The organism is Shewanella canadensis (genome assembly GCF_003966225.1).
Taxonomy (GTDB): Bacteria; Pseudomonadota; Gammaproteobacteria; order Enterobacterales; family Shewanellaceae; genus Shewanella; species Shewanella canadensis.
The window spans coordinates 578,216-598,737 of sequence record NZ_RXNU01000001.1 but is presented as its reverse complement, the minus strand read 5'-3'; the positions used below and the strand labels follow the sequence as shown (position 1 = coordinate 598,737).

General features: G+C 47.6%; 17 protein-coding genes. 11 read left to right on the top strand and 6 right to left on the bottom strand.

The window, feature by feature from the left end; translation table 11 throughout:
* Positions 1 to 9: 9 nt before the first annotated feature.
* Genes arnT through arnF form a run of 3 tightly spaced genes read left to right on the top strand, consistent with a single transcriptional unit; the run spans position 10 to position 2,437 of the window.
* Positions 10 to 1,650, top strand: coding sequence for a lipid IV(A) 4-amino-4-deoxy-L-arabinosyltransferase (arnT, locus tag EKG38_RS02595; protein ID WP_126518370.1), 1,641 nt, complete (start codon positions 10 to 12; stop codon positions 1,648 to 1,650).
* A complete protein-coding gene (locus EKG38_RS02590) occupies positions 1,650 to 2,012 on the top strand; it encodes an EamA family transporter (protein WP_012141268.1) in 363 nt (120 codons plus the stop codon). The genes arnT and EKG38_RS02590 overlap by 1 nt, the downstream gene beginning before the upstream one ends.
* Positions 2,000 to 2,437, top strand: a complete 438-nt coding sequence (arnF, locus tag EKG38_RS02585; protein WP_126518369.1) for a 4-amino-4-deoxy-L-arabinose-phosphoundecaprenol flippase subunit ArnF — start codon at positions 2,000 to 2,002, stop codon at positions 2,435 to 2,437. Before EKG38_RS02590 ends, arnF begins: the two co-directional genes overlap by 13 nt.
* A 76-nt stretch (positions 2,438 to 2,513) precedes the next feature.
* Here arnF and EKG38_RS02580 read toward each other — a convergent pair whose 3' ends face one another.
* Entirely contained in the window at positions 2,514 to 3,680 is a 1,167-nt protein-coding gene (locus EKG38_RS02580; protein WP_126518367.1) for a nucleotide sugar dehydrogenase, read from the bottom strand.
* 344 nt (positions 3,681 to 4,024) lie between these two features.
* Positions 4,025 to 4,804 (bottom strand): FKBP-type peptidyl-prolyl cis-trans isomerase, encoded by a 780-nt coding sequence (gene fkpA, locus EKG38_RS02575; protein WP_126518365.1) that lies wholly within the window; start codon positions 4,802 to 4,804, stop codon positions 4,025 to 4,027.
* A gap of 222 nt (positions 4,805 to 5,026) precedes the next feature.
* Here fkpA and EKG38_RS02570 point away from each other — a divergent pair, with 222 nt between their 5' ends.
* The 7 genes from EKG38_RS02570 (at position 5,027) to EKG38_RS02540 (ending at position 12,369) form a co-directional block, all read left to right on the top strand.
* On the top strand, positions 5,027 to 5,986 hold the full coding sequence (locus tag EKG38_RS02570) for a WD40 repeat domain-containing protein (RefSeq protein ID WP_126518363.1): 960 nt from the start codon (positions 5,027 to 5,029) through the stop codon (positions 5,984 to 5,986).
* A gap of 8 nt (positions 5,987 to 5,994) precedes the next feature.
* Positions 5,995 to 6,207: a SlyX family protein gene (locus EKG38_RS02565; protein ID WP_126518361.1), complete on the top strand. Its 213-nt coding sequence runs from the start codon at positions 5,995 to 5,997 to the stop codon at positions 6,205 to 6,207.
* A gap of 445 nt (positions 6,208 to 6,652) precedes the next feature.
* The gene (def, locus tag EKG38_RS02560) at positions 6,653 to 7,150 is read left to right on the top strand and encodes a peptide deformylase (RefSeq protein ID WP_126518359.1); all 498 of its coding nucleotides are present in this window, start codon (positions 6,653 to 6,655) and stop codon (positions 7,148 to 7,150) included.
* Positions 7,147 to 8,514: a COG3014 family protein gene (locus tag EKG38_RS02555; protein WP_126518357.1), complete on the top strand. Its 1,368-nt coding sequence runs from the start codon at positions 7,147 to 7,149 to the stop codon at positions 8,512 to 8,514. Before def ends, EKG38_RS02555 begins: the two co-directional genes overlap by 4 nt.
* A gap of 22 nt (positions 8,515 to 8,536) precedes the next feature.
* Positions 8,537 to 9,130 carry a penicillin-binding protein activator LpoB gene (gene lpoB / locus EKG38_RS02550; RefSeq protein WP_185817515.1) on the top strand — a complete coding sequence of 198 codons (594 nt, stop codon included), beginning with the start codon at positions 8,537 to 8,539 and terminating at the stop codon, positions 9,128 to 9,130.
* A gap of 190 nt (positions 9,131 to 9,320) precedes the next feature.
* Entirely contained in the window at positions 9,321 to 11,960 is a 2,640-nt protein-coding gene (gene pepN, locus EKG38_RS02545; protein ID WP_126518356.1) for an aminopeptidase N, read from the top strand.
* 196 nt (positions 11,961 to 12,156) lie between these two features.
* Positions 12,157 to 12,369, top strand: coding sequence for a hypothetical protein (locus EKG38_RS02540; RefSeq protein WP_126518354.1), 213 nt, complete (start codon positions 12,157 to 12,159; stop codon positions 12,367 to 12,369).
* A 135-nt stretch (positions 12,370 to 12,504) separates the two neighbouring features.
* Here EKG38_RS02540 and EKG38_RS02535 read toward each other — a convergent pair whose 3' ends face one another.
* Both EKG38_RS02535 and EKG38_RS02530 read right to left on the bottom strand, forming a co-directional pair.
* Positions 12,505 to 13,065, bottom strand: coding sequence for a phosphoribosyltransferase (locus EKG38_RS02535; RefSeq protein WP_126518353.1), 561 nt, complete (start codon positions 13,063 to 13,065; stop codon positions 12,505 to 12,507).
* Positions 13,066 to 13,406: 341 nt separating this feature from the next.
* Entirely contained in the window at positions 13,407 to 15,179 is a 1,773-nt protein-coding gene (locus tag EKG38_RS02530) for an alkaline phosphatase D family protein (protein WP_126518351.1), read from the bottom strand.
* Positions 15,180 to 15,379: 200 nt separating this feature from the next.
* Here EKG38_RS02530 and EKG38_RS02525 point away from each other — a divergent pair, with 200 nt between their 5' ends.
* The gene (locus EKG38_RS02525; RefSeq protein ID WP_185826758.1) at positions 15,380 to 15,799 is read left to right on the top strand and encodes a CBS domain-containing protein; all 420 of its coding nucleotides are present in this window, start codon (positions 15,380 to 15,382) and stop codon (positions 15,797 to 15,799) included.
* A 91-nt stretch (positions 15,800 to 15,890) separates the two neighbouring features.
* Here the strand turns inward: EKG38_RS02525 and EKG38_RS02520 are convergent, their stop codons facing one another.
* A complete protein-coding gene (locus EKG38_RS02520; RefSeq protein ID WP_126518349.1) occupies positions 15,891 to 18,710 on the bottom strand; it encodes an FAD-binding and (Fe-S)-binding domain-containing protein in 2,820 nt (939 codons plus the stop codon).
* 79 nt (positions 18,711 to 18,789) lie between these two features.
* Positions 18,790 to 20,433: an L-lactate permease gene (locus tag EKG38_RS02515; protein ID WP_126518347.1), complete on the bottom strand. Its 1,644-nt coding sequence runs from the start codon at positions 20,431 to 20,433 to the stop codon at positions 18,790 to 18,792.
* Positions 20,434 to 20,522: the final 89 nt, after the last annotated feature.

Below are 20,522 nucleotides of genomic sequence, written 5' to 3'. Positions count from 1 at the left end.
GGATGAAGAATGGATAAGTCAAAAATTAATCTAGCGGTCATTGTACCGCTTTTTTTTATAATGCTTTATCTGCTACCACTCGGATTGCGTGATCTCTGGTCACCGGATGAATTAAGGTATGCAGAAATAGCCCGTGAGATGGTGGATAGTGGTAACTGGATAGTACCGACATTCAATGACCTTAGGTATTTTGAGAAGCCTGTGATGGGCCACTGGATGAATGCCATCTCTCAGGTGGTCTTTGGTGAGAATAACTTTTCGGTACGCGCCGCCTCGGCTTTCAGCACTCTTGGGGCCGCGTTTTGTTTGTTCCTGCTCGTCGGCCGCTTCGCTAACCGAAAGCAGGCCTGGGTCACCGTATCTGTATTTCTCAGCCTGTTCTTAGTCTCCAATTTAGGCACATACAGTGTTCTGGATGGCATGCTAAACCTCTGGCTTACCGCCGCATTTACCGCATTTTTCTATGCTGCAGATTCACCGACGACCTCACAGCGATGGCGCTATTATGGCCTGGCTGGACTCTTTTGTGCCTGCGCACTGCTCACCAAAGGTTTTCTGGCATTAGCCCTGCCCGTGATTGTCGTTGTGCCGTTTATGATTTGGCAGCGACAGCTGCTCGATATATTACGTTGGGGTTGGTGGGTGATGTTGGTCGCCCTTATCGTCACTCTCCCCTGGGCCTTGGCAATACACGCCGCTGAGCCCGATTACTGGCATTACTTCTTCTGGGTTGAACATATTCAACGCTTCGCCGCCGAAGATGCCCAACACACCTCTCCTGCCTGGTATTACCTGCCTTACCTGCTGCTCGGCACTCTGCCATGGTTATTTCTGGCTCCGAGTGCGATTAAGCATCTCAAAGGGCATTGGCAATCCCCTCTGCTGAGATATGCACTGCTTTGGGCGCTGATCCCCTTTATTTTCTTCTCGGCTGCAAAGGGAAAGCTGGTCACCTATATCTTGCCATGTATGGCACCTTTGGCGATTATTTTGGCTCAGGGGATCATGAACGCCTTTGAGAACAAAGCGAAGGGACTAAAAATAGGTTCTGTCATCAACTGTGCCTTCTTTAGCTTGATATCTGTTGCCGTCATTATCCTCTTCTATATGGGGCGTTTACCTCTCGAAGCCGAAGAGTTTTACCGTCCCTGGTTATTGGTGGTGGTCTGCGGCAGCTGGGCTGTCCTGGCTTACATATCAATCAAGGCCAAGAGCTTAGAAGGTAAAATAACCAGCTATATGTTGATGCCACTCAGCCTCTTCTTGCTGGCTTGGGCCATAATACCCAACATCAGTATCGACTCTAAGATGCCCGGTCGCTTTTTGGAGCAAGTCAGCCCTTTAGTCAGTGATGATGCCATACTGATTGCTGATTACCCGAGTACCATGTCTGCATTGAACTGGTACTTTAAGCGTCGCGATATCTATCTCACCGGAAATACGGGTGAGGTCACTTATGGCCTAGGTTACGATGATGCTAAGCACAAGTATGTCGCCCCATCGCTACTCGACGAATTTATCCAGAAACAGAGTGTCCCCGTGGTTATCCTTTTCAGAGAGATGGATGTGCCACAAAGCTTACCAGAGCCTGATAAACGTATAGAGAGAGGAAAGTTCACCCTGTTTTATTACGATCGAGCGAAGCGTTAATGACAACCTTTCTGCTATTTGTTCTGTCGGTATTTTCCAGCTCCATGAGTCAATACTGGCAGAAACGAGCCGCCATGTTATTTGCAATGCAACCAGATCTTCGCCCTTTGCAGAAGCTGTTTTCCCGCCCCTTAATCCTGAGTGTCTTCTTTCTGGGTGTGGGGGCGATGACCTGGCTCGGCGTCTTGAGTGTATGGGATGTATCTATGGCCTATCCACTGCTGAGTATTAACTTCGTCATTATGTTGCTGCTGTCTCACTATGTATTTAATGAGCCCATCTCCGTCAGGCAATGGATAGGTATCACGCTCATCATGTTAGGAGTTATTTTTTTAGCCGGGGGTGAACAATGGCTCATCTAACCTTATCAATCCGCGGCCTGCTACTGGCACTGATGAGCGTACTACTGATATCGGTAGCACAACTGTCCATGAAGTGGGGAATGGGGACGCTCAATCAGTTATGGTCAGACGTGGTAATGCTATTGCAAGGGGAAGATTACTCAAGCCTGTTTTCTCTGGCCGTTGCCCCTGTAATGGCCGTTGGAGCGGGTCTTTGCTGTTACGCTCTTTCTATGGCCTGTTGGGTGATGGCACTCAAGCGGCTCCCGCTTTCAATTGCCTACCCCCTGCTTAGCCTCAGTTATGTACTGGTTTATCTGGGAGCGGTTTATCTTCCCTGGCTCAACGAGCCATTGAGCTGGGTAAAAGGGACTGGCATATTTTTGATACTATTGGGCTTAATCTTTGTCCTGCCAAATAAGAATCAGACGAGTGATAAAAGCTAGTTCGACCACAGAAAAACTTAAAAAAATGCAGGATGATTAATCCTGCATTTTTTTACACATAAATTAAACCTAAAACTCAGTCGGAGCCGAATAGGTCTCGGGTATAGACTTTTTCTTCAACGTCCAGCAACTCATCCATCATACGATTCGAAACGATCACATCTGACACCTGTTTAAACGCATTGAGGTCTTCAATCACTTCGGAATGAAAGAACTCTTTCTCTTTCATCACAGGCTCATAAACCACAACCTTAATTCCTTTCGCCTTGATGCGTTTCATGATCCCGAGGATCGAAGAGGCACGGAAGTTATCCGAGCCAGACTTCATAATCAGGCGATAAAGACCTACAGTTTCAGGCTTTTGCTTAATGATGGCATCGGCGATAAAGTCCTTACGCGTCACGTTCGCATCGACAATCGCACTAATCAAATTGTTAGGAACGTCTTGGTAGTTCGCCAATAGCTGTTTAGTATCTTTAGGCAGGCAGTAACCACCATAGCCAAATGACGGATTGTTATAGTGGGACCCGATACGGGGATCCAGCCCTACCCCTTCGATGATCTGCCTCGATGACAAACCATGTGTCGCGGCGTAGGTATCCAGCTCGTTAAAGTAAGCCACACGCATCGCTAAATAGGTATTTGAAAACAACTTGATCGCTTCTGCTTCGGTGGCGTCGGTGAAGAGCAATGGAATATCTTTCTTAATGGCTCCCTCCACCAGCAAGTTGGCAAAGATTTCAGCCCTTTTTGAACGCTCACCAATGACAATTCGAGATGGATATAAATTATCATGAACAGCCCTACCTTCACGTAAAAACTCAGGAGAGAAGATAATATTGTTACAAGCCAACTCTTCACTTAAACGCTTGGTGTATCCCACAGGAACCGTCGATTTAATCACGATAGTGGCATCAGGGTTCAGCCTGTTCACCTCTTTTATCACTGACTCTACAGACGAAGTATTAAAGTAGTTTGTTTCGGGATCATAATCTGTAGGCGTGGCAACAATAACGTATTGTGCATCTTTAAAAGCAGACTCTTTATCCAGCGTCGCCGTTAAATTCAACTCTCTGTTTGCCAGATACTCGTCGGCTTCCTTGTCGACAATGGGTGAGCGTCGATTGTTTAATGCATTAACCCTCTCTTCGTCAATATCACAGGCAACCACTTCATTATTCTGAGCCAGAATAATCGCGTTAGAGAGACCGACATAACCGGTTCCAACGATAACTACTTTCATAAATGACCTTTCCAAAATTGACAAAAAATGACAAAAAATGACACTGAATCCAAGAATTGTAATCCAGAATGATACAAGTGATCAAATATGCATTGTGATATATATCAGAGTTTTGACACTCTAGTTACACATAAAAACAACAACCTAACATCTTGAAAATAAAAGAATAAACACATGCACACCCAAGTAACGTCCAAAGTGCTTATCCAAAAATCCTCATTTCATCAGATAAAAAAACGGCACCTGCAGAAGCAGATGCCGATTTATTCAGGATTCACAGATATAAACATCTTAAAGCCCCATCAAGATAGCGAGGCCTAATGCTCAATCTTTGTCAGTCTGATTTAGTGAGCGTGACCGTCTGTTGCCGCTTCTGCAGTCGGTGCAGTCGCTTTTTCGATAGACAATAGCTCGACTTCAAAAACTAATGTTGAATTTGCAGGAATAGAGCCGGTGTCACGGTCACCATAAGCAAGCTCTGCAGGGATAACGAATTTGTACTTAGCGCCAACAGGCATCAATTGAACGCCTTCGGTCCAACCAGGGATCACACGGTTAAGCGGGAACTTAGCTGGCTCGCCTCGTGCAACTGAACTATCAAACTCGGTGCCGTCAGTAAGTGTACCAACATAATGAACTTCAACGGTATCTTCAGCCGAAGGCTTGTCGCCAGTACCTGGAGTCATAACTTCATACTGGAGGCCTGATTCAGTAGTAACGACTCCCTCTTTAACCTTATTAGCATCTAAAAATGCCTTGCTTTCAGACGAGGCTTTCTCTGCAAGTGCAGCAGCTTGTGCCTGACGCTTTTCATTAAGCTTCTCATCAAGGCCTTGAAGAACGGTCTGCATCTCCTCTTCGTTGAGTTTCAACTCATCGTTTAGGCCATTAGTAAAACCAGTAATGATAAGGCTACGATCGACAGGCATACCTAACTCTTCCTGCTCTTTGATATGACCTGACATATACTTACCGATAGAGGCGCCGACGCTGTAGGCTTCTTTCTGTGCTTCTGTTTTCAATTCGACATTGGCAGCAGTTTCAGCTGTTTTTTGTTCTTGGTTACAAGCAGACAGACCAATAACGGCCAACGCAACCAGCGAGATTTTATAAATTGATTTCATTAAAGCTTCCTCAGCATCTTCTTGTAGTTACAATAACCTTACTCTTATAAGGCGAACCACTTTATACTAGTTAAATACGTTATTCCAATTACATTGTCGATGTTTCATGAGCATATCCCCAAACGACCTCGAAATGCAGGATTCAGCACGTCGAGAAGTAGCTAGGGTATCGATAAATGTAATTACACTGGTGCTAAAGACAACAGATTTTGGAGCAAGTTCATGAAAAAAATCTTTACGCTTGTTTTTTGTACTCTGCTCATCACCGCCTGTCAGCCAAAAGCCTTACAGACTCATCAGTTAATTACCGAGCCCAGCTACGATGCGAGCCTGTCGGAGCAAGGTGATCTGGCCCTGGTAAGTACCGCCAACAGTGGCTTGCAATTATGGGATCTGAAAACCAATCAACAAAGGTTTACCTGGATCCACGGAGAAGCCAACAATAGCGCCGTAGACACCTCAATATCGCCAAATCAGGTGTTTGCCGCCTCTCTGAGTCGAAGTTCGGTCGCACTTTGGAACATTTCCGATGGTAGTTCTCAAGGTTGGTGGTCACTGCCCTCCTCGGGTCAGAGTGTGGCCGTAGCTAATAACGGTGCACTACTCATTGGCCTCAACGATGGCAGCGTCATGTCACTTCGCCCTAATGGCGGCTCACTGATAAAATTCCTTGGCCATACCGAAAAAGTTAACAGCGTGTCACTTTCGGCCGATGGCAGACTCGCCTTAACTGGCTCAAACGATCAGCACGCTATCTTATGGAATGCCACCACAGGCCAACCGATTCATGACTGGCATCAGAACAACCGCATCATTAGCGTTGGTTTAAATAAGTCAGGTACACTGTCATTCATTGGAGATAGCACCAACATAGCTAAGATTATTAACAATAAAAGCGGAGAGTCGATAAGTCAGTTAAAGATCCTTCGCCGAAAAATGAACTTTTCAACGGCTCGATTCTCAAATCAAGACACCTTGCTAATCACGGGAACGCCTGCGAGAGAGGTCATTGTATGGAATGTACAAACCGGACGAAAAATCGCCAACTGGCAAGTTCAGCGAACCAAACGTGCCCAAATTAAAGGAGCCGTTGTATACTCTGTCGCTAACAGCGATCCAAATCAGATCATCAGCATTAGCAGTAATGGCCTAGTCGAGACCTGGCCAGTACCTGTCCATTAGAGGTAAAAATGGATCAATTAGAAAGAAGAGTCGAAGATCTTGAAATGAAACTAGCATTTCAAGAAGGCACCATAGAAGAGCTGGACCTACAGGTAATCAAGCTTAATGACCTGATGGCAGCGCAGCAGCAGCAGCTGCGTATACTCCTTACTAAGTTGCAGTCGGTAGAACCCAGCAATATGGCAAGCCAGTCAGAAGAAGCGCCACCACCACACTATTAATATATATATGAATCCAAACCACTTCACTGTAGGCGTAATCTGACAGAATGAAGTGGTTTGGTGATAAACCTTGATTTTAGTTGATAAGCGAGTCAGGCTGGATTCAGCTACACCATGGTTGAATGCGTTGCAGTTGTATGTCATGTGGTTTAATGCAATATACCCAAGCTACTTCAAGATGCTCGTTTCAGAGCTCCCGTAGGATAGATGAACAAGGCAGTGATTGAGAGAATGGTTATTCCCTTGTTGATATCACTAACGCAGTGCAGTTATTCTACGGGAACTCCCGAAGGGCAAGGCGAGAAGCAACATTTTTCAGCGTTATGAAATATTGAATTAGAATAACTAGTCCTACTATTTCATGCCTTGAATTCTGTCACTTCTCGACATGCTGAATCCTGCATCTTGAGGTGGTTTGGGGATACATGAATATTGAAGGATCAAAATGTTAGCCATTGCTCAAGTCGGCGAAGAGGTGCTTACGATTGAGGCACAAGCCATCACTGACTTCACGCCTGAATTAGGCCGTGTTGTCGATGATATGCTGCTATCCATGGAGCAAGCTAAGGGGGTCGGCATAGCCGCGCCTCAGGTTCACTTAAGTCTTGCGCTATTTATCATGGCCTCACGTCCGAATGAAAGGTACCCCGACGCTCCCTATATCACTCCCACAGTCGTTATTAATCCTCATATACTCGAGTATTCTGAAGAATTAGAAGCTGGGGATGAGGGATGCCTATCGATTCCCGAACGTCGATTTCCGATCTCCAGGCATCTGTGGGTTCGAGTAAAATTCCAAGGTCTCGACGGACAATGGCATACACAAAGGTTGTCAGGCTTTATCGCCCGAATCTTTCAACATGAATATGACCACCTCCAGGGGATCACCCTATTCGAAAGAGCCGCAATGCAAGAACAAAGCAGCAATGAGGCCCCACAATGAAAAAGTGGCTACTGCTACCTCTGCTTAGCTTTTTAGTCAGTGGCTGTGCACTAAACAGCATTTTTATTAACTACCCCTCACAAATTGCTCCTGTAAAAGCACAGCTCAATACCAACAATCCCATTAAAGGTGTGCTCGAGGTCGAATCAAATATCTCCGGCGCCGATGGACTCCTGTACGCACAAGAAGCCGGCCGCGTGGCACAGATCAGCGGCGACTTTGAAGCGAGTAAAAAATACTACCAACAAGCCGTTACCGGTTACCTCAAGTTTGACGACAAGGCCACCTTGAGTGTCACCGATATGGGAGCGACTGCCAGCAGCCTATTTATTAACGACAATGTGATCCCCTACCGTGGGCCAGGCTTTGAGCGTGTGATGCTGCACCAATATCAGGCGTTAAACTATATTTTTAGTGGCGATCAACAGGGCGCATTAGTCGAGGTGAGACGCAGTAATGATCTGCAAAGCTCCGAACAGGCCAGATACCAAAAATCCAATGAGTCGGTTCAGGCCATGGCTAACGGCACCATAGATGCCGAAGTCAACAAACTCGGCAAGGCGGCAGGCACTGTCACGAGTTCATTTCTTAACGCCTATAGCTATTACACAACCGGCGTATTACATGAGATCTTAGGCGAGCCCAACGATGCATTTATCGATTACCGTAAAGCCGCACAGATATCGCCGGATAATCCCTACCTGCAAAAAGATCTGGTTAGACTGGCGAAACAGCTATCTATGCCACAGGCCGATGAGTTCGAGCGTCGCTGGGGTAAAGTGACAACAGCCAAGAAAGGTCAGGGTGAGGTCATATTATTAATTGAACGTGGATTTGTACCTGAAAAACAAAGCTTAACCGTACCATTTACTATTCACGGCAACTGGCAAACCGCCTCACTTGCCACCTATACTTCTAACTCTCGCCCCGTATCTCCGGGCAAGATAAAGGGATTAGGCAAGAGCTTGACTGCGGCGCCTATTGCGAACTTAGATGCCTTGGCCATTACAGCGCTCAAAGAGGAGCTACCCGCCGCACTCATTCGTCAGGCTGCACGAGTTTATGCAAAGTCAGAGATGGCCAGAAGTGTAGAGAGCAGCTCTAAGAAGCGTCATAACGAAACCGATATCGCTGTCATTGCGATGCAGATCTTTAATGTTGTCACAGAGCAAGCCGATAGGCGTAGCTGGCTCACGCTTCCCAAGCAGGCTCAAATAGCAAGAACCTATCTCAATAGTGGCAGTTATTCGGTTCAATTGGACAATGGAACTCCCGCTCAGGTAGAGGTGGAAAGTGGAAGAACAACACTGGTTTGGGCAGTAGATACTGGAAATTACACACGTTTTTATTCAATAATCATTTAATAAACATTTAATGGAATTCACTATGAAACATTTCAAACTAATTTTTATGCTAGCTGTAGCCATTGGTCTGGCAGGTTGCCAATCTAAAGTCGAATACGGCGATGCCACAGAAGTGGAAACCGTTAACGAAAACTTCGGCTCAAGCGATCTTCAAGCCATTGCAGCCAAGATGGTCGACAGCATGCTGACCTTCCCGCCGGTTATGGTTTTGACTGCCAACGATCGACCAATCATGTTTGTCGATAAGATTAAAAACAAGACTTCTGAGCATATCGACACCGAATCGGTCACCGATTCGATCAGCAATAAACTACTGCGCTCGGGTAAGTTCCGCTTTATCGACATGACGAAGGTCGATGCGGTACGTAAGCAGCTGGATTATCAAAACAACGCTGGCATGGTAGACCCATCGACAGCAATTAGCTTCGGCCGTCAAATCGGAGCCCAATATATGCTGTACGGAAACCTATCGAGCATAGTTAAGCAAGATGGCAGTACCAAAGATGTCTACTACAAGATGACAATGCGCCTGATGGATCTCGAAACCGGCCTTATCGAATGGTCTGATGAGAAAGAGATCCGTAAAGTAAAGTCTAAGTCTTTCTTAGGTTTATAACCTTTAGGCTATAAAGCGATAGCGTTCACTGCCGCAAGGTTTAAAAGATCTTTTTAAGATGCCAGTCAGCCCCTGACTGGCATCTTTCTATTTATTCTAACAAGCACCCACTCTCGGCATCCCTATCGCACATAGTGCAAAAATAAGTTAGTGTATCGGCATAAAAATAATAAGCCTAAGGATCTGTGCTGTGAATCTGCTGCGTGTCTGTTTACTCTCAATGCTCTCTCTCTCTATTATCTCCTGCAGTAGCACAGAAAAATCACAATCAGAGCACCGCGAAACAAACTCCTATATCAGCCAGCAGCAGGCTCAATCCCGCTCAGAGAGAGTCTCCGAGGTGAGTTATCAGCTGGATTTCATCTTAACCGGGCAGAGTGAATTTAGCGGGGTAACAAGCATAAATTTCACCCTCTCTGATACAGACTCCCCCCTGACCTTAGATCTCAACCTGGCCACAGTGAAACGCTTTATCATCAACGGTCATAAGATCTATCCAAGGTACAATGGCAGTTACTTCACCTTGAACCCCGGCCTGTTAATCTCAGGCAGCAACACCATAGAGGTCGCTTACACACGAAAGCACAGCACTAATGGCGAAGGGCTGCACCGCTTTGTCGATCCTATAGATGAAAAGGTCTATATCTACTCCCATTTCGAACCCGCTGCCGCGCAGCAGATGTTTGCCCTTTTCGATCAACCCGACCTGAAAGCAAGCTATCAGTTAACCGTCACCGCACCTAAGGAGTGGGTCGTTGTCAGCGCCATGAAAGAGCAGAGCATAACGGCGACGGGAGAGAATAACCGCTGGCATTTTCCGGCCAGTCCTAAACTGAGCCCCTATAATTTTTCGCTCCATGCCGGTCCCTACCATGTGTGGCAAGATAACAGTGGTAAGTACCCGCTACGCCTATTCGCTCGTCAATCGGTCGCTGAGCAAGTCACTCCCGAAGATTGGTTTACCTACACCCAACAGGGGCTGACCTTCTTCGACGATTACTTCGGGATCCCCTATCCTTTTCACAAGTACGATCAGCTGCTGGTTCCCGACTTTCTCTACGGCGCCATGGAAAATGCCGCCGCCGTGACCTTCAGTGAAAATTATTTCCTGTATAAGAATAAGATGACCTTAGCTCAGAAGCAGAGCTTAGCCGGAGTCATCATGCATGAGATGGCTCACCAATGGTTTGGCAATCTGGTCACTATGAAGTGGTGGAATGGTTTATGGCTCAATGAGAGTTTCGCCTCCTTCATGGCGACACTCGCCACCGCAGAAGCCACCGAATTTACCCATGCATGGCGCAGCTTCTACGCCAAGGGCAAACAAAAAGCCTATGAACAGGATAGCCGGATCACGACGCACCCTATCGAAGTGCCGGTACCCACCGCTCAAAACGCCTTCGATAATATCGATGCTATCACCTATCAAAAAGGGGCATCGGTACTGGTGCAGCTCAATCATCTTTTAGGTGCTGAGGTATTTAAACAGGGCGTGCAACACTACCTGAAGCAATACAGCTATCAGAATGCAGAGCTGCAAGACTTTATTACCAGTCTGAGCAGCATAGCCAAACGCGATCTCAGCCAGTGGAGCGATGAGTGGCTCAACCACGGCGGCGTAAACACAATAAAGCCCGAGTATAGTTGCGAATCGAATCGCATCACCTCATTCGCCCTGCTGCAGCTCCCCGCAAGCGATAAGCTCCCAAAATTAAGAGAGCAGAGAGTAACGCTTGGCCTCTTTACCAAGGGACGACGAGAACTTCATCGAAATGTTACGGTAGCAGTAACCTACAAAGGGGCAAGAACCGAAGTCAAACGTCTTATTGGATCCCGATGTCCTGATCTTGTCTATCCCAATTATCAGGACTGGGGCTATGTGAAAGTCATCCTCGATGACAAGTCATTCGATACTGCTACGAAAAATCTGAATATGATGAAAGATCCCATGCTGAGGTCTATGCTATGGCAAAGCCTGTGGGATAGCGTGACCAGTGGTGTACTGCCACTGGATAAGTACCTGGGCACGGTATTTATTAACCTCCCTCACGAGCAAGATTACATCATCTTAGGTCAGGTGTTAGCCAATCTCTATCAGAGTAAGTCTTATCTTGAGCAGATGCTTCCGATCCATCGAAGCTACACTGGTAAAGTACTCAAAGGCCTGGCACAGATGAGCCTCAGAAATACCATGACAAACGCAGGCAACAGTGACTTTCAGCGCCGTTGGTTCGATGCATATATTCAGTTTTCACGTAAACCACAAGCCTTAGATCATCTTGAGCAGCTGTTGCAAGGCAGGGCATCGATCCGGGGATTAACGTTGGATCAGGACACTCGATGGAAAATCATTACTCAACTCAACCGTTATGATCATAACGGCAGCCGAAAACTACTCGAGATAGAACAAAAATCCGATCAGAGTGATTCCGGCGAGAAGGCAGCCATTGGGGCACTAGTATCGCGGCCAGAAGCCAGCATTAAGCGCCGTTGGCTATACCGTATCGAACATGATCAGGCATTGCCTTTCTCTAAGCTCAGTACCGCCATGTCTCATCTTTACCCTAAAGAGCAGAAAATGTTGAGCGCCGCCACTTCGGAGCAGAGACTGGCCGACTTAACAGAGATAGACGGGCGCAAAGATCCTGTCTTTATGCGAAGCTATGCCGCAAATCTTATCCCGACCCAATGTGACCATGCGGGCATCGCCCTACTACAGAAAGCTATCGATAAACACACGGAGCTGTCGATGGGGACCTGGCGGGCACTGTTAGAAGCGCACCAAAATGAGGTACGCTGTGTAACCATCAAAGAGAAATTATTGCATTAGCTTATATGGTGATAAAGTCGCAAAATTCACTATATTATTACGATAACAAGCAGAGACAGACCGACATCGAAATGTAATTAACTGATATAAAACAACATTAATTATTGGCACATAGTTTGTATTGTACTTTGTATTAAGTAACTTCAATTCGATTATATTTGTAATACAAAGACAGAAAAATAAGGAAATCAGGATTATGGGACCATTTGAAGTCATGGCCATTGCCATTGTCGCAGTGTTTGGCGTTAAGGCTTATAAAGAGTTTAATCATAGAAAAACCAGCGTCGATACCAGCGAAGTCGATGCACTAAAAGGTGAACTGGTTAAGTTGCAGGAAAGAGTGGCAACTCTGGAGACCATAGTCACAGATAAGTCTTACCAGCTCAGTGAACAGATAGACAGATTATAATGTTTTAAGATCTGATACTAATCGATATAAGTCTGAGAAAGATCACTTAGTCCCAAAATAAAAGGCCATCACCTTAGGTGATGGCCTGACAAAAGCTTTAAACACTCGCTGTAAACATCAGCCTTAAAAGAAACCTTAAACGAACAGGTGCTTAATGTTTTTCAGATCGCCTTTACCTTCCGCCAGCTCTTCCGCTGAGAGCCCAGAGACTTCATGAGGGAAGACCAACCACTCTTCGGACTCATGGATGTAGTAATCAGGTTTTAGCGGTACAGAAGTATTTTTCGGCTTGTAATACGGGCAGGCAATACGCACATCTTTGGGCATATTAAAGCGCATCAACTCAGCCAGTTTCTCTTTAAGCGCATGGACACTACGGCCGGAATCGAAAACATCATCGACAATCAAGAGCCCATCATCAGCATTCGCATTCTCGACGATATAGTGCAAACCATGAACCTTGATCTGTTTACTCTGCTGGTTAATACCGTAGTAAGAGGAGGTGCGAACGGCAATATGATCCGTTTCAATCTCCTTGAAGTCGAAGTATTCCTGCACTGCGATACCTATCGGAGCGCCGCCGCGCCAGATACCAACAATGAACTGCGGACGAAAACCGCTCTCATAAACTTGCGCCGCTAAGCGAAATGAATCTTCAAGCAACTCTTGTGCTGTAATAAAGCATTTTTCCGACATCAGACCGTCCCCATCTTGTTATATTAGGTCAATTTAGCAGGTGAGAGCGGACATTCCAAAGACAGGAATGTACCGCAAAATAACCGGTTAAAAAATTAACAGGCTAAAGTGTAGGCACCGACCAGATTTTGGAGGCAAATTTTATACTAAAAGTGAGTTTTGTGCTGCAAATAAAGTGAAAAATTAGACACGCGGCGCTATTTTTAACTTTATTTTTTATCTCTGTATCAACCCCCACACCTTTCCATCCATGGAGGTAGTCGATGGGATAAACAGGTCCCTGTATAGAAAAGCCACCCGAAGGGGTGGCTGGTTAGGAGCTTATTAGTGTAATGATGCGATTAGCTGACTGGCATGATTTGAGGTGAGCCAATTTGGCTGACGGCACTAAATTGCTTATCCATATCTTCACCGAACTCCGTCGATAAGATGGTATCGACGTAATGCCAATCACTGCGCACCTCTTCTGCCGTAAATGTTAGCACCATAAAACCGCGATCACGCAGGTTAGTGTACTTAAGTCCGTCAACCATCTGGGTGATCCCCGCTTCGGTTACCTCCTGTTGATCTTCCGGGATCCCTAAGTAAAACTCCAATCCGGGAGAGGAGACTGAACTGGTCGCAAATTCGACAGCAACGGCATCGCCAGCTGCGTCGGTAAGCTCATTAGCCCAGGCATTATGGGTATCACCGGCTATCACAACAAGATTTAACGCCTTAGACTTAGCCGTGGCTAAGATAACCTCACGCTCATAGGCATAACCATCCCACGCATCTAAGTTATAAGGCACATTTGGCATCTGTAGTAACGCCATCGCCTCAGGCGTTAACTTATGCTGATTGCCGATAAGGAAACTGTACTCGCTGGCGGTTAGAGTTGGATCGCTGGCTTGAGCTCGGGCTGCGAGTTGTGCTATCGCCCCTAACTCGGCAAACTCGGCAATGCTCAACTTCTGCATAGCGATAGCTGCCGGCAGTAACATCTTGCCCATCAATACCTGTTGACCCAACAGTTGCCACTTGCCCGTTGCGGTTAACAGGCTTCCCTGCAACCATTGCAACTGCTCCTGACCTAACATAGATCGATCACTGCTGGTCACATCGGACATAAACCTGGCACTGTCCATGGCTTGAGTAGCCGGGTCGATGTAGTCGACATAGTCTAAAGGCTTATCTCTGGCTAACACGCGGGTATCTAACATATGCAGATCCACCAGATCGCCAAAGCTGAATGAACGGTAGATCTCTTCGTGATTACCTTCCCGCCACGGACGAATTGGTAACCACTCGAAATAAGCCTGCAGAGCGCCAGCTTTACGGTCGGCGAAATCCCCTTCGCCCTCATTATGATTCTCGGCGCCATCGGACCAGGCATCGTTAGCAATCTCATGATCGTCCCACACGGTAATAAACGGCACCTTTGCATGGAGTTTTTGCAAGCTGCCATCGCCACGATACTGGCCATAACGAGTGCGATAATCACTTAAGCTAAATAGCTCGCCTTCTGGCAGCACTTCACGACCTAGCTCGGCCGCATTCTCACTGGCATACTCACCACGGGCATATTCATAGATATAATCGCCAAGGTGGAGCACCGCATCCAGCTCCTCTTGCTGAGCCGCGAGTTCATAGGCATTAAAATGTCCGGCAGGAAAGTTAGCGCATGACATCACCGCCAGCTTAACCGAGTCCACGGCGCCTTGAGGTAAGGTGCGGGTCATTCCCGTTTCGGTGACAACTCCTCCCGAGGAGAAGCGATAGTAATAACGGCTCCCCGCCGCTAACCCTATGGCATCGACCTTAACCGTATAATCTCGCTCTGCCGTGGTCGTGGTTTCACCGTTTGTCACCAGATCGGTAAAGCCTTCATCGGTAGCCACCTCCCAGCCAACTTTCACCTCACCCTCCACCTCTGGCATCACTCGAGTCCAGAGAATGATAGCGCTCTGACTGGGATCGCCACTGGCGATGCCATGGACAAAACTGACAGCGCTAACACTGGTATCATCATCATCGCTGCTACTGCAGCCCATTAAGCCATATGATACAACTGCGGCGCCCACACCTTTGGCCGACATTGCTAGAAAATCCCGACGAGAAAAAGACCGTTTCATTATTATTATTCCTTTATTTTTAATATCACTTCTAGTGGTAAGAGGTCTAACTTGCATCTATTTTGTAACACTGGGATGACATTTTCGCTACAAAAAAATGATCTAAATAAATTATTGTTTGATAAATTGTCTAATAAATACTTGGAATTAAGGCTATATTGACTGTAGCGAATCGATAAACTGTCAAGGGAGTAATAACGATGAAAGTAAGTGATATTATGAGCACTCAAATAGTCTGTATTAGCCACAAGGCCAGTTTGAAGGATGCCCATGAGCTGATGCAGAGCCGAGGGGTACGTCACCTGCCCGTAATATCTGAGTTTGATTCGAAGCTCGTTGGTATTCTTACACACAAGAAGATGATCAGCACAGTGATGGCCATGATGCATAAATATGGCGGGAACGCGTTAGACAGAAAAGAGCGGGGACAACTCGTTGAAGATTTAATGGATACCGACTTTCAAAAACTCACCGATGATGAGCCCCTCTCTATCGTCGTAGAATACTTTATCGAGAACAAACTAGGCTGTCTTCCGGTGGTTGACACTCAAGGTAAGGTAGAAGGTATTGTGACCTCATCAGACTTCGTCAAACTCTGTGCAAACCTGTTGAAACAGTAATGCCAGCAATTCGCTATCAATTGACTAAGTGACTGTCATATTAAAAAAGGGGCTGAAATCAGCCCCTTTTTTTATTCTAGCTTAGTCATAGTTAGCCACGGGTACACTCTTCGAGCAGGTAGGCCAGATGACGATAAGGGACGCCGCTATGTTGAGTCAGGCCAACTTCACACATACGGTTAGCGTAGTAGCCCTCCTTCACATCGACCGGGATCAACTTCTTAATGTTGCGCAGTGCACTGGCATTGATCTCAGGCTTGTATAGACCCTTTTCACCCGCATAACCACAGCATTCTATCCCCGCCGGACGGATCACCTGGTTACAGCAGGCATCCGCTATTGCGGTCATTTTAGGTTCAACCTTCATGGTGCGGGCGCTACAACCAAGATGCAGTGCGGCGTGAGACTTCTTCTTAATGATCAGTTTAGGCAACAATTTGTCATGCATAAACTCAACCAAATCCAATATCTCCACCTTCTCTGTCAGAGCAGCATCGCCACCTAAGGTTCGCTTAGTACATGACAGCGCATCGATGATCACCGGAAACTTTCCGCCTTGTGTCATGGCTGAAACAGCCTGAATCAATTCGAGACGTTTCGCATCGGCATTCTTAAAGTCTCCCTTAGACTCCCACATCTGGCCACAACAAAGGTCGCGAGTCTTTTCAGGAGTTATAACGTTATAGCCAGCTCGCTCCAGTAGCGTCACCACAACTTCCGGTAGTGGTCGCTTATCAGTATCGACAGGCGTGGGCCCGAAAGTACGTCCACCACAGGCCGGGAAGTAGACCACAGTTTCCTGTCCGGGCTTAGCTGCAGAAACCTTAGGAAGTTTGCCACCTTTAGGAAAATCCGGATTCCAGTACGGCACTTCGCTGCTCACCATACGGCCCGCCTTCATCATGGCTCCTGTTATGCCGTCACCGGTGATCTTATGGATCACACCCAACATATCGAAACCGGTACTGATCACGCCATTTACCGCGCCGAAGTGATTCGCCTGAAAATCGAGGAACTTTTGCTGACCACTGCTGATGGATGGGGTTCTGAGTTTGCGCACCAACTGACCCATCTTATTATCGACAGGACAGGCTATGGTGCACAGCTGACAGGCCGCACAAGTGTCGATAACATCATATTTGGCAGCGGCGCGCATGGTATCGGCGGCCTGCTGATCACCACTTTGCTCCAGGCGAGCAATCTCACGCAATGTGGCAATACGCTGACGAGGGGTGAAGTTCAGCGCCGAGGTCGGGCAGGTCTTCTCACAGAAACCACACTCGAGACATTTATCGACAAAGTCATCGACTACCGGGCAGGGCTTAATGTCTTTAACGTGGATTTTAGGATCATCGTTTAAGATGACACCCGGGTTCAGGATCCCCTGAGGATCGAATAGCTGCTTGATGCTCTTCATCAGAGTATAGGCTTCTTGCCCCCACTCCATCTCAACATAAGGCGCGACCGCGCGACCGGTACCATGCTCGGCTTTCATCGAACCGTCGTACTTGTTAATCACCATCTTGGCAATTTCATCCATAAAGGCATGGAAATTGTCGATATCATCCTGAGTCGAGAAAGTTGGCGTGATGATAAAGTGGAAGTTACCGGCTAACGCGTGGCCATAGATGCAACCTTCGGGATAACCGAATTTGTGCATTAACGCGGTAATATCACTCGCGGCGGTAGCCAGGTGTTCAAGCTCGAACGCCACATCTTCGATAATAACCGATGTGCCTTTGGGACGCTCACCCGCAACGATTGGGAACAGACCCTTGCGCATGGCCCAGTACTCGCCATATACCGCAGCATCGCAGGTAAAGCTGATCGGACGTAGAAAATCAAACCCTTCAAGCTTAGTGATCACATCCCGGGTGTAAACATCCAATATATCGGCATCGTCGGCACGGGATTCGATCAACAGGATAGCTGACTGAGGTGGCAACTCAGATAACCAGTCAGGCATCCCAGGTTTGCCGGTAACGGCCTTGATCGATGGCCAGTCGAGTAGTTCGGCTGCCGCGACACTCTCGCCATTGATCAATGGGATAGAGCGGGCCGCATCTTCCATGTTGTGGAAAACGGCCAGAGCCGAAGCCTTAAACTTGGCTTCATTGACCGTGTGGTAGGTCACCTCGTTGATAAAGGCCAGGGTGCCTTCCATGCCGACCATAAGATGATTGATGATGTCAAAGGGATCGCTGAAATCGACTAAGGCATTGATGCCGTAACCTGTGGTGTTTTTGATGGAAAATTTCTTACGAATTCTGTCGGCAAGCACAAGATTGTGTCGCGTCATATGAGCCAGTTGATGCACCCCCTCAAGCATTGTGCCATGGGACTTGGCGAATGCGACCTTAGATTTTTTACACCCCGTATCAAGCTCGGTGCCATCGGCGAACAGCAACTTGGCCGACGCTATGGTCTGGTAACTGTTTTGCGCGGTACCACAGCACATACCCGAGGCATTGTTGGCCACAATTCCACCAACCATGGCCGAGGCAATCGTCGCCGGATCTGGACCAATTTTACGGTTTAGCGGCGCTAGCGCTGCGTTGGCATCGGAACCTATGACGGCAGAGCCAAGGGTGATCTGCCTGGCATCGTCGCTGACTTCAATCTTTCTGAAACCATCATGGCCCAGAATAAGCAAAATACCTTCACCAATGGCCTGACCGGCCAGGCTGGTGCCTGCCGCGCGGAAAGTCACGGGCGCATTATGCTCACGGGCAACGGCTAGAGTACGCTTAACTTCATCCATGTTCTCGGCATGAACAACGACCTCAGGAACAATTCTGAAATAGCTGGCGTCGGTTGACCAGGCGAAGCGACGAACATATTCATCCGTCACAGGTTTTTCACCCAGTTGCTTACGTAAATCACTTACTACAGCTTTATAATTTATCGACATTGGATATATCTCTTTACTCGCTATGATTAAGCTCAATCAGAGCCGGTATGTACGGCTCTGATTGATCGGGTATCACTTTTTAGAAACCACCCCAGAGGAAGGCTATGGTGCCCGCAATCATGGCGTAGGCTAGGGCTACCGGCATAGTCTTACGGATAATTTCTGATTCTCTTCCCGCCATACCTACTACGGTAGCGGCGGCAACGACGTTCATCACACACATCATGTTACCGGCGTTAGCGCCAATTCCCTGTAGTGCCAGTGCCATAGCCTGGTTCATGCCAATGCTGTCGGCGACGCTGTACTGCAGGCCGGAGAACATCATGTTGGAGAAGGTGGCACTGCCTGATAGGAAGGCACCGAAGATACCGACGACAGGTGCAACCCAGGACCATACCGCACCCATGCTGCCAGCTAGGGTATCGGCCAGGGCGACAGGCATAGAAGCCAGCCCGGAACCGTTGGTGCCCGAGTTCAGGAAGATCTTAACCATAGGCACGGAAGCGCCCAGAGAGATGATAGTCGGCACCATAGAGCGGCACGAAACCGTAACAGACTCTTTAATGGCTTTCTTGTTCATTCTGAACAGGAAAAAACCCAGGATACACACGACGACGAAGAAGGCGCCTGGTGCATACAGGGTCTTGAATCCGGCACCCAGCTCGGTACCCAACAGGCCGGTCCACTTGACGTTAAAACTCAGCAACCATGATTTTAGCGGGGCAATAACACGAGACAGCACCAACAAGGCCGCCATGATGATATAGGGAGTCCAGGCGGCAAGCTGAGAGAACTGTGCTTTACCTTCAACCTTACCAGCTCTATAGGATGGTGCTTCGGCAAAATCGTTCCAGGGAGTCTTAGGTAACAGGTAGCCTTTCTTGGCAACCGGGATAACGATAGCCATACCAACCAGTGCACCGATAACCGATGGGAACTCGGGGCCGGCAACGAAGTTGATGATCCAGGCCGGTACGGTAAATGCCAGACCCGCAAACAGGGCAAACTTCCAGATGGCAAAGCCTTCGGCGAATGACTTGTTACGACCGAAGAAGCCGGTCAGCAAGGACACCATGACCAGCGGGATAAGCGTGCCGGTCACCATATCTATGGTGATCATATGCATAGCAATAAACTGAGCATAATCGGCAAAGTTGCCACCATGCTGAGCAATCTGTTCGGCGGCCATGTTAACTCCACCAGAAGTCAGTCCCTGCTCCATACCGAAGAGGACAGGCAGACCGATGGCACCGAATGATACAGAGGCAGAGTCGGCAATCAGGGCGACAACCGCTGCGGCAATGGGTGGAATACCCAGCAGTACGAGTAGAGGAGCGCCGATAGCAGCCGGTGTACCAAAGCCGGCACTACCTTCGATGAATGAACCAAACAACCAACAGATAATGATGACCTGGACGCGGGCATCGGCACTGATATTGGTGAAACCTGCGCGAATGGTATCCATCGCGCCTGAATACTTGAGGGTATTAAGCAAGAACACGGCACCGAAGATGATACTCAATGGTGTCAATGCGGCAAGTAATCCTTCGACGACGGATGCCGCCAAAAAGGTCGTATCCATCTGCCAGACAAATACGGCGGCCAGGCCGGTTAAAATTGCAGAGATGGGCATCGCCCGTGATGCGGGCATCTTCAGCAATACTAAAAATAGCATTACGCTGATCACCGGCGTTAAACTTGCGAGTAGTTGAATTAAGGTCATGCTTGCCTCTTATTATCCTGTTTTGTTACTTAGCGTTATTTCCAGACACTAACGGATTTGTTGACTCGTTTTTTATTGTCATTTGCCTT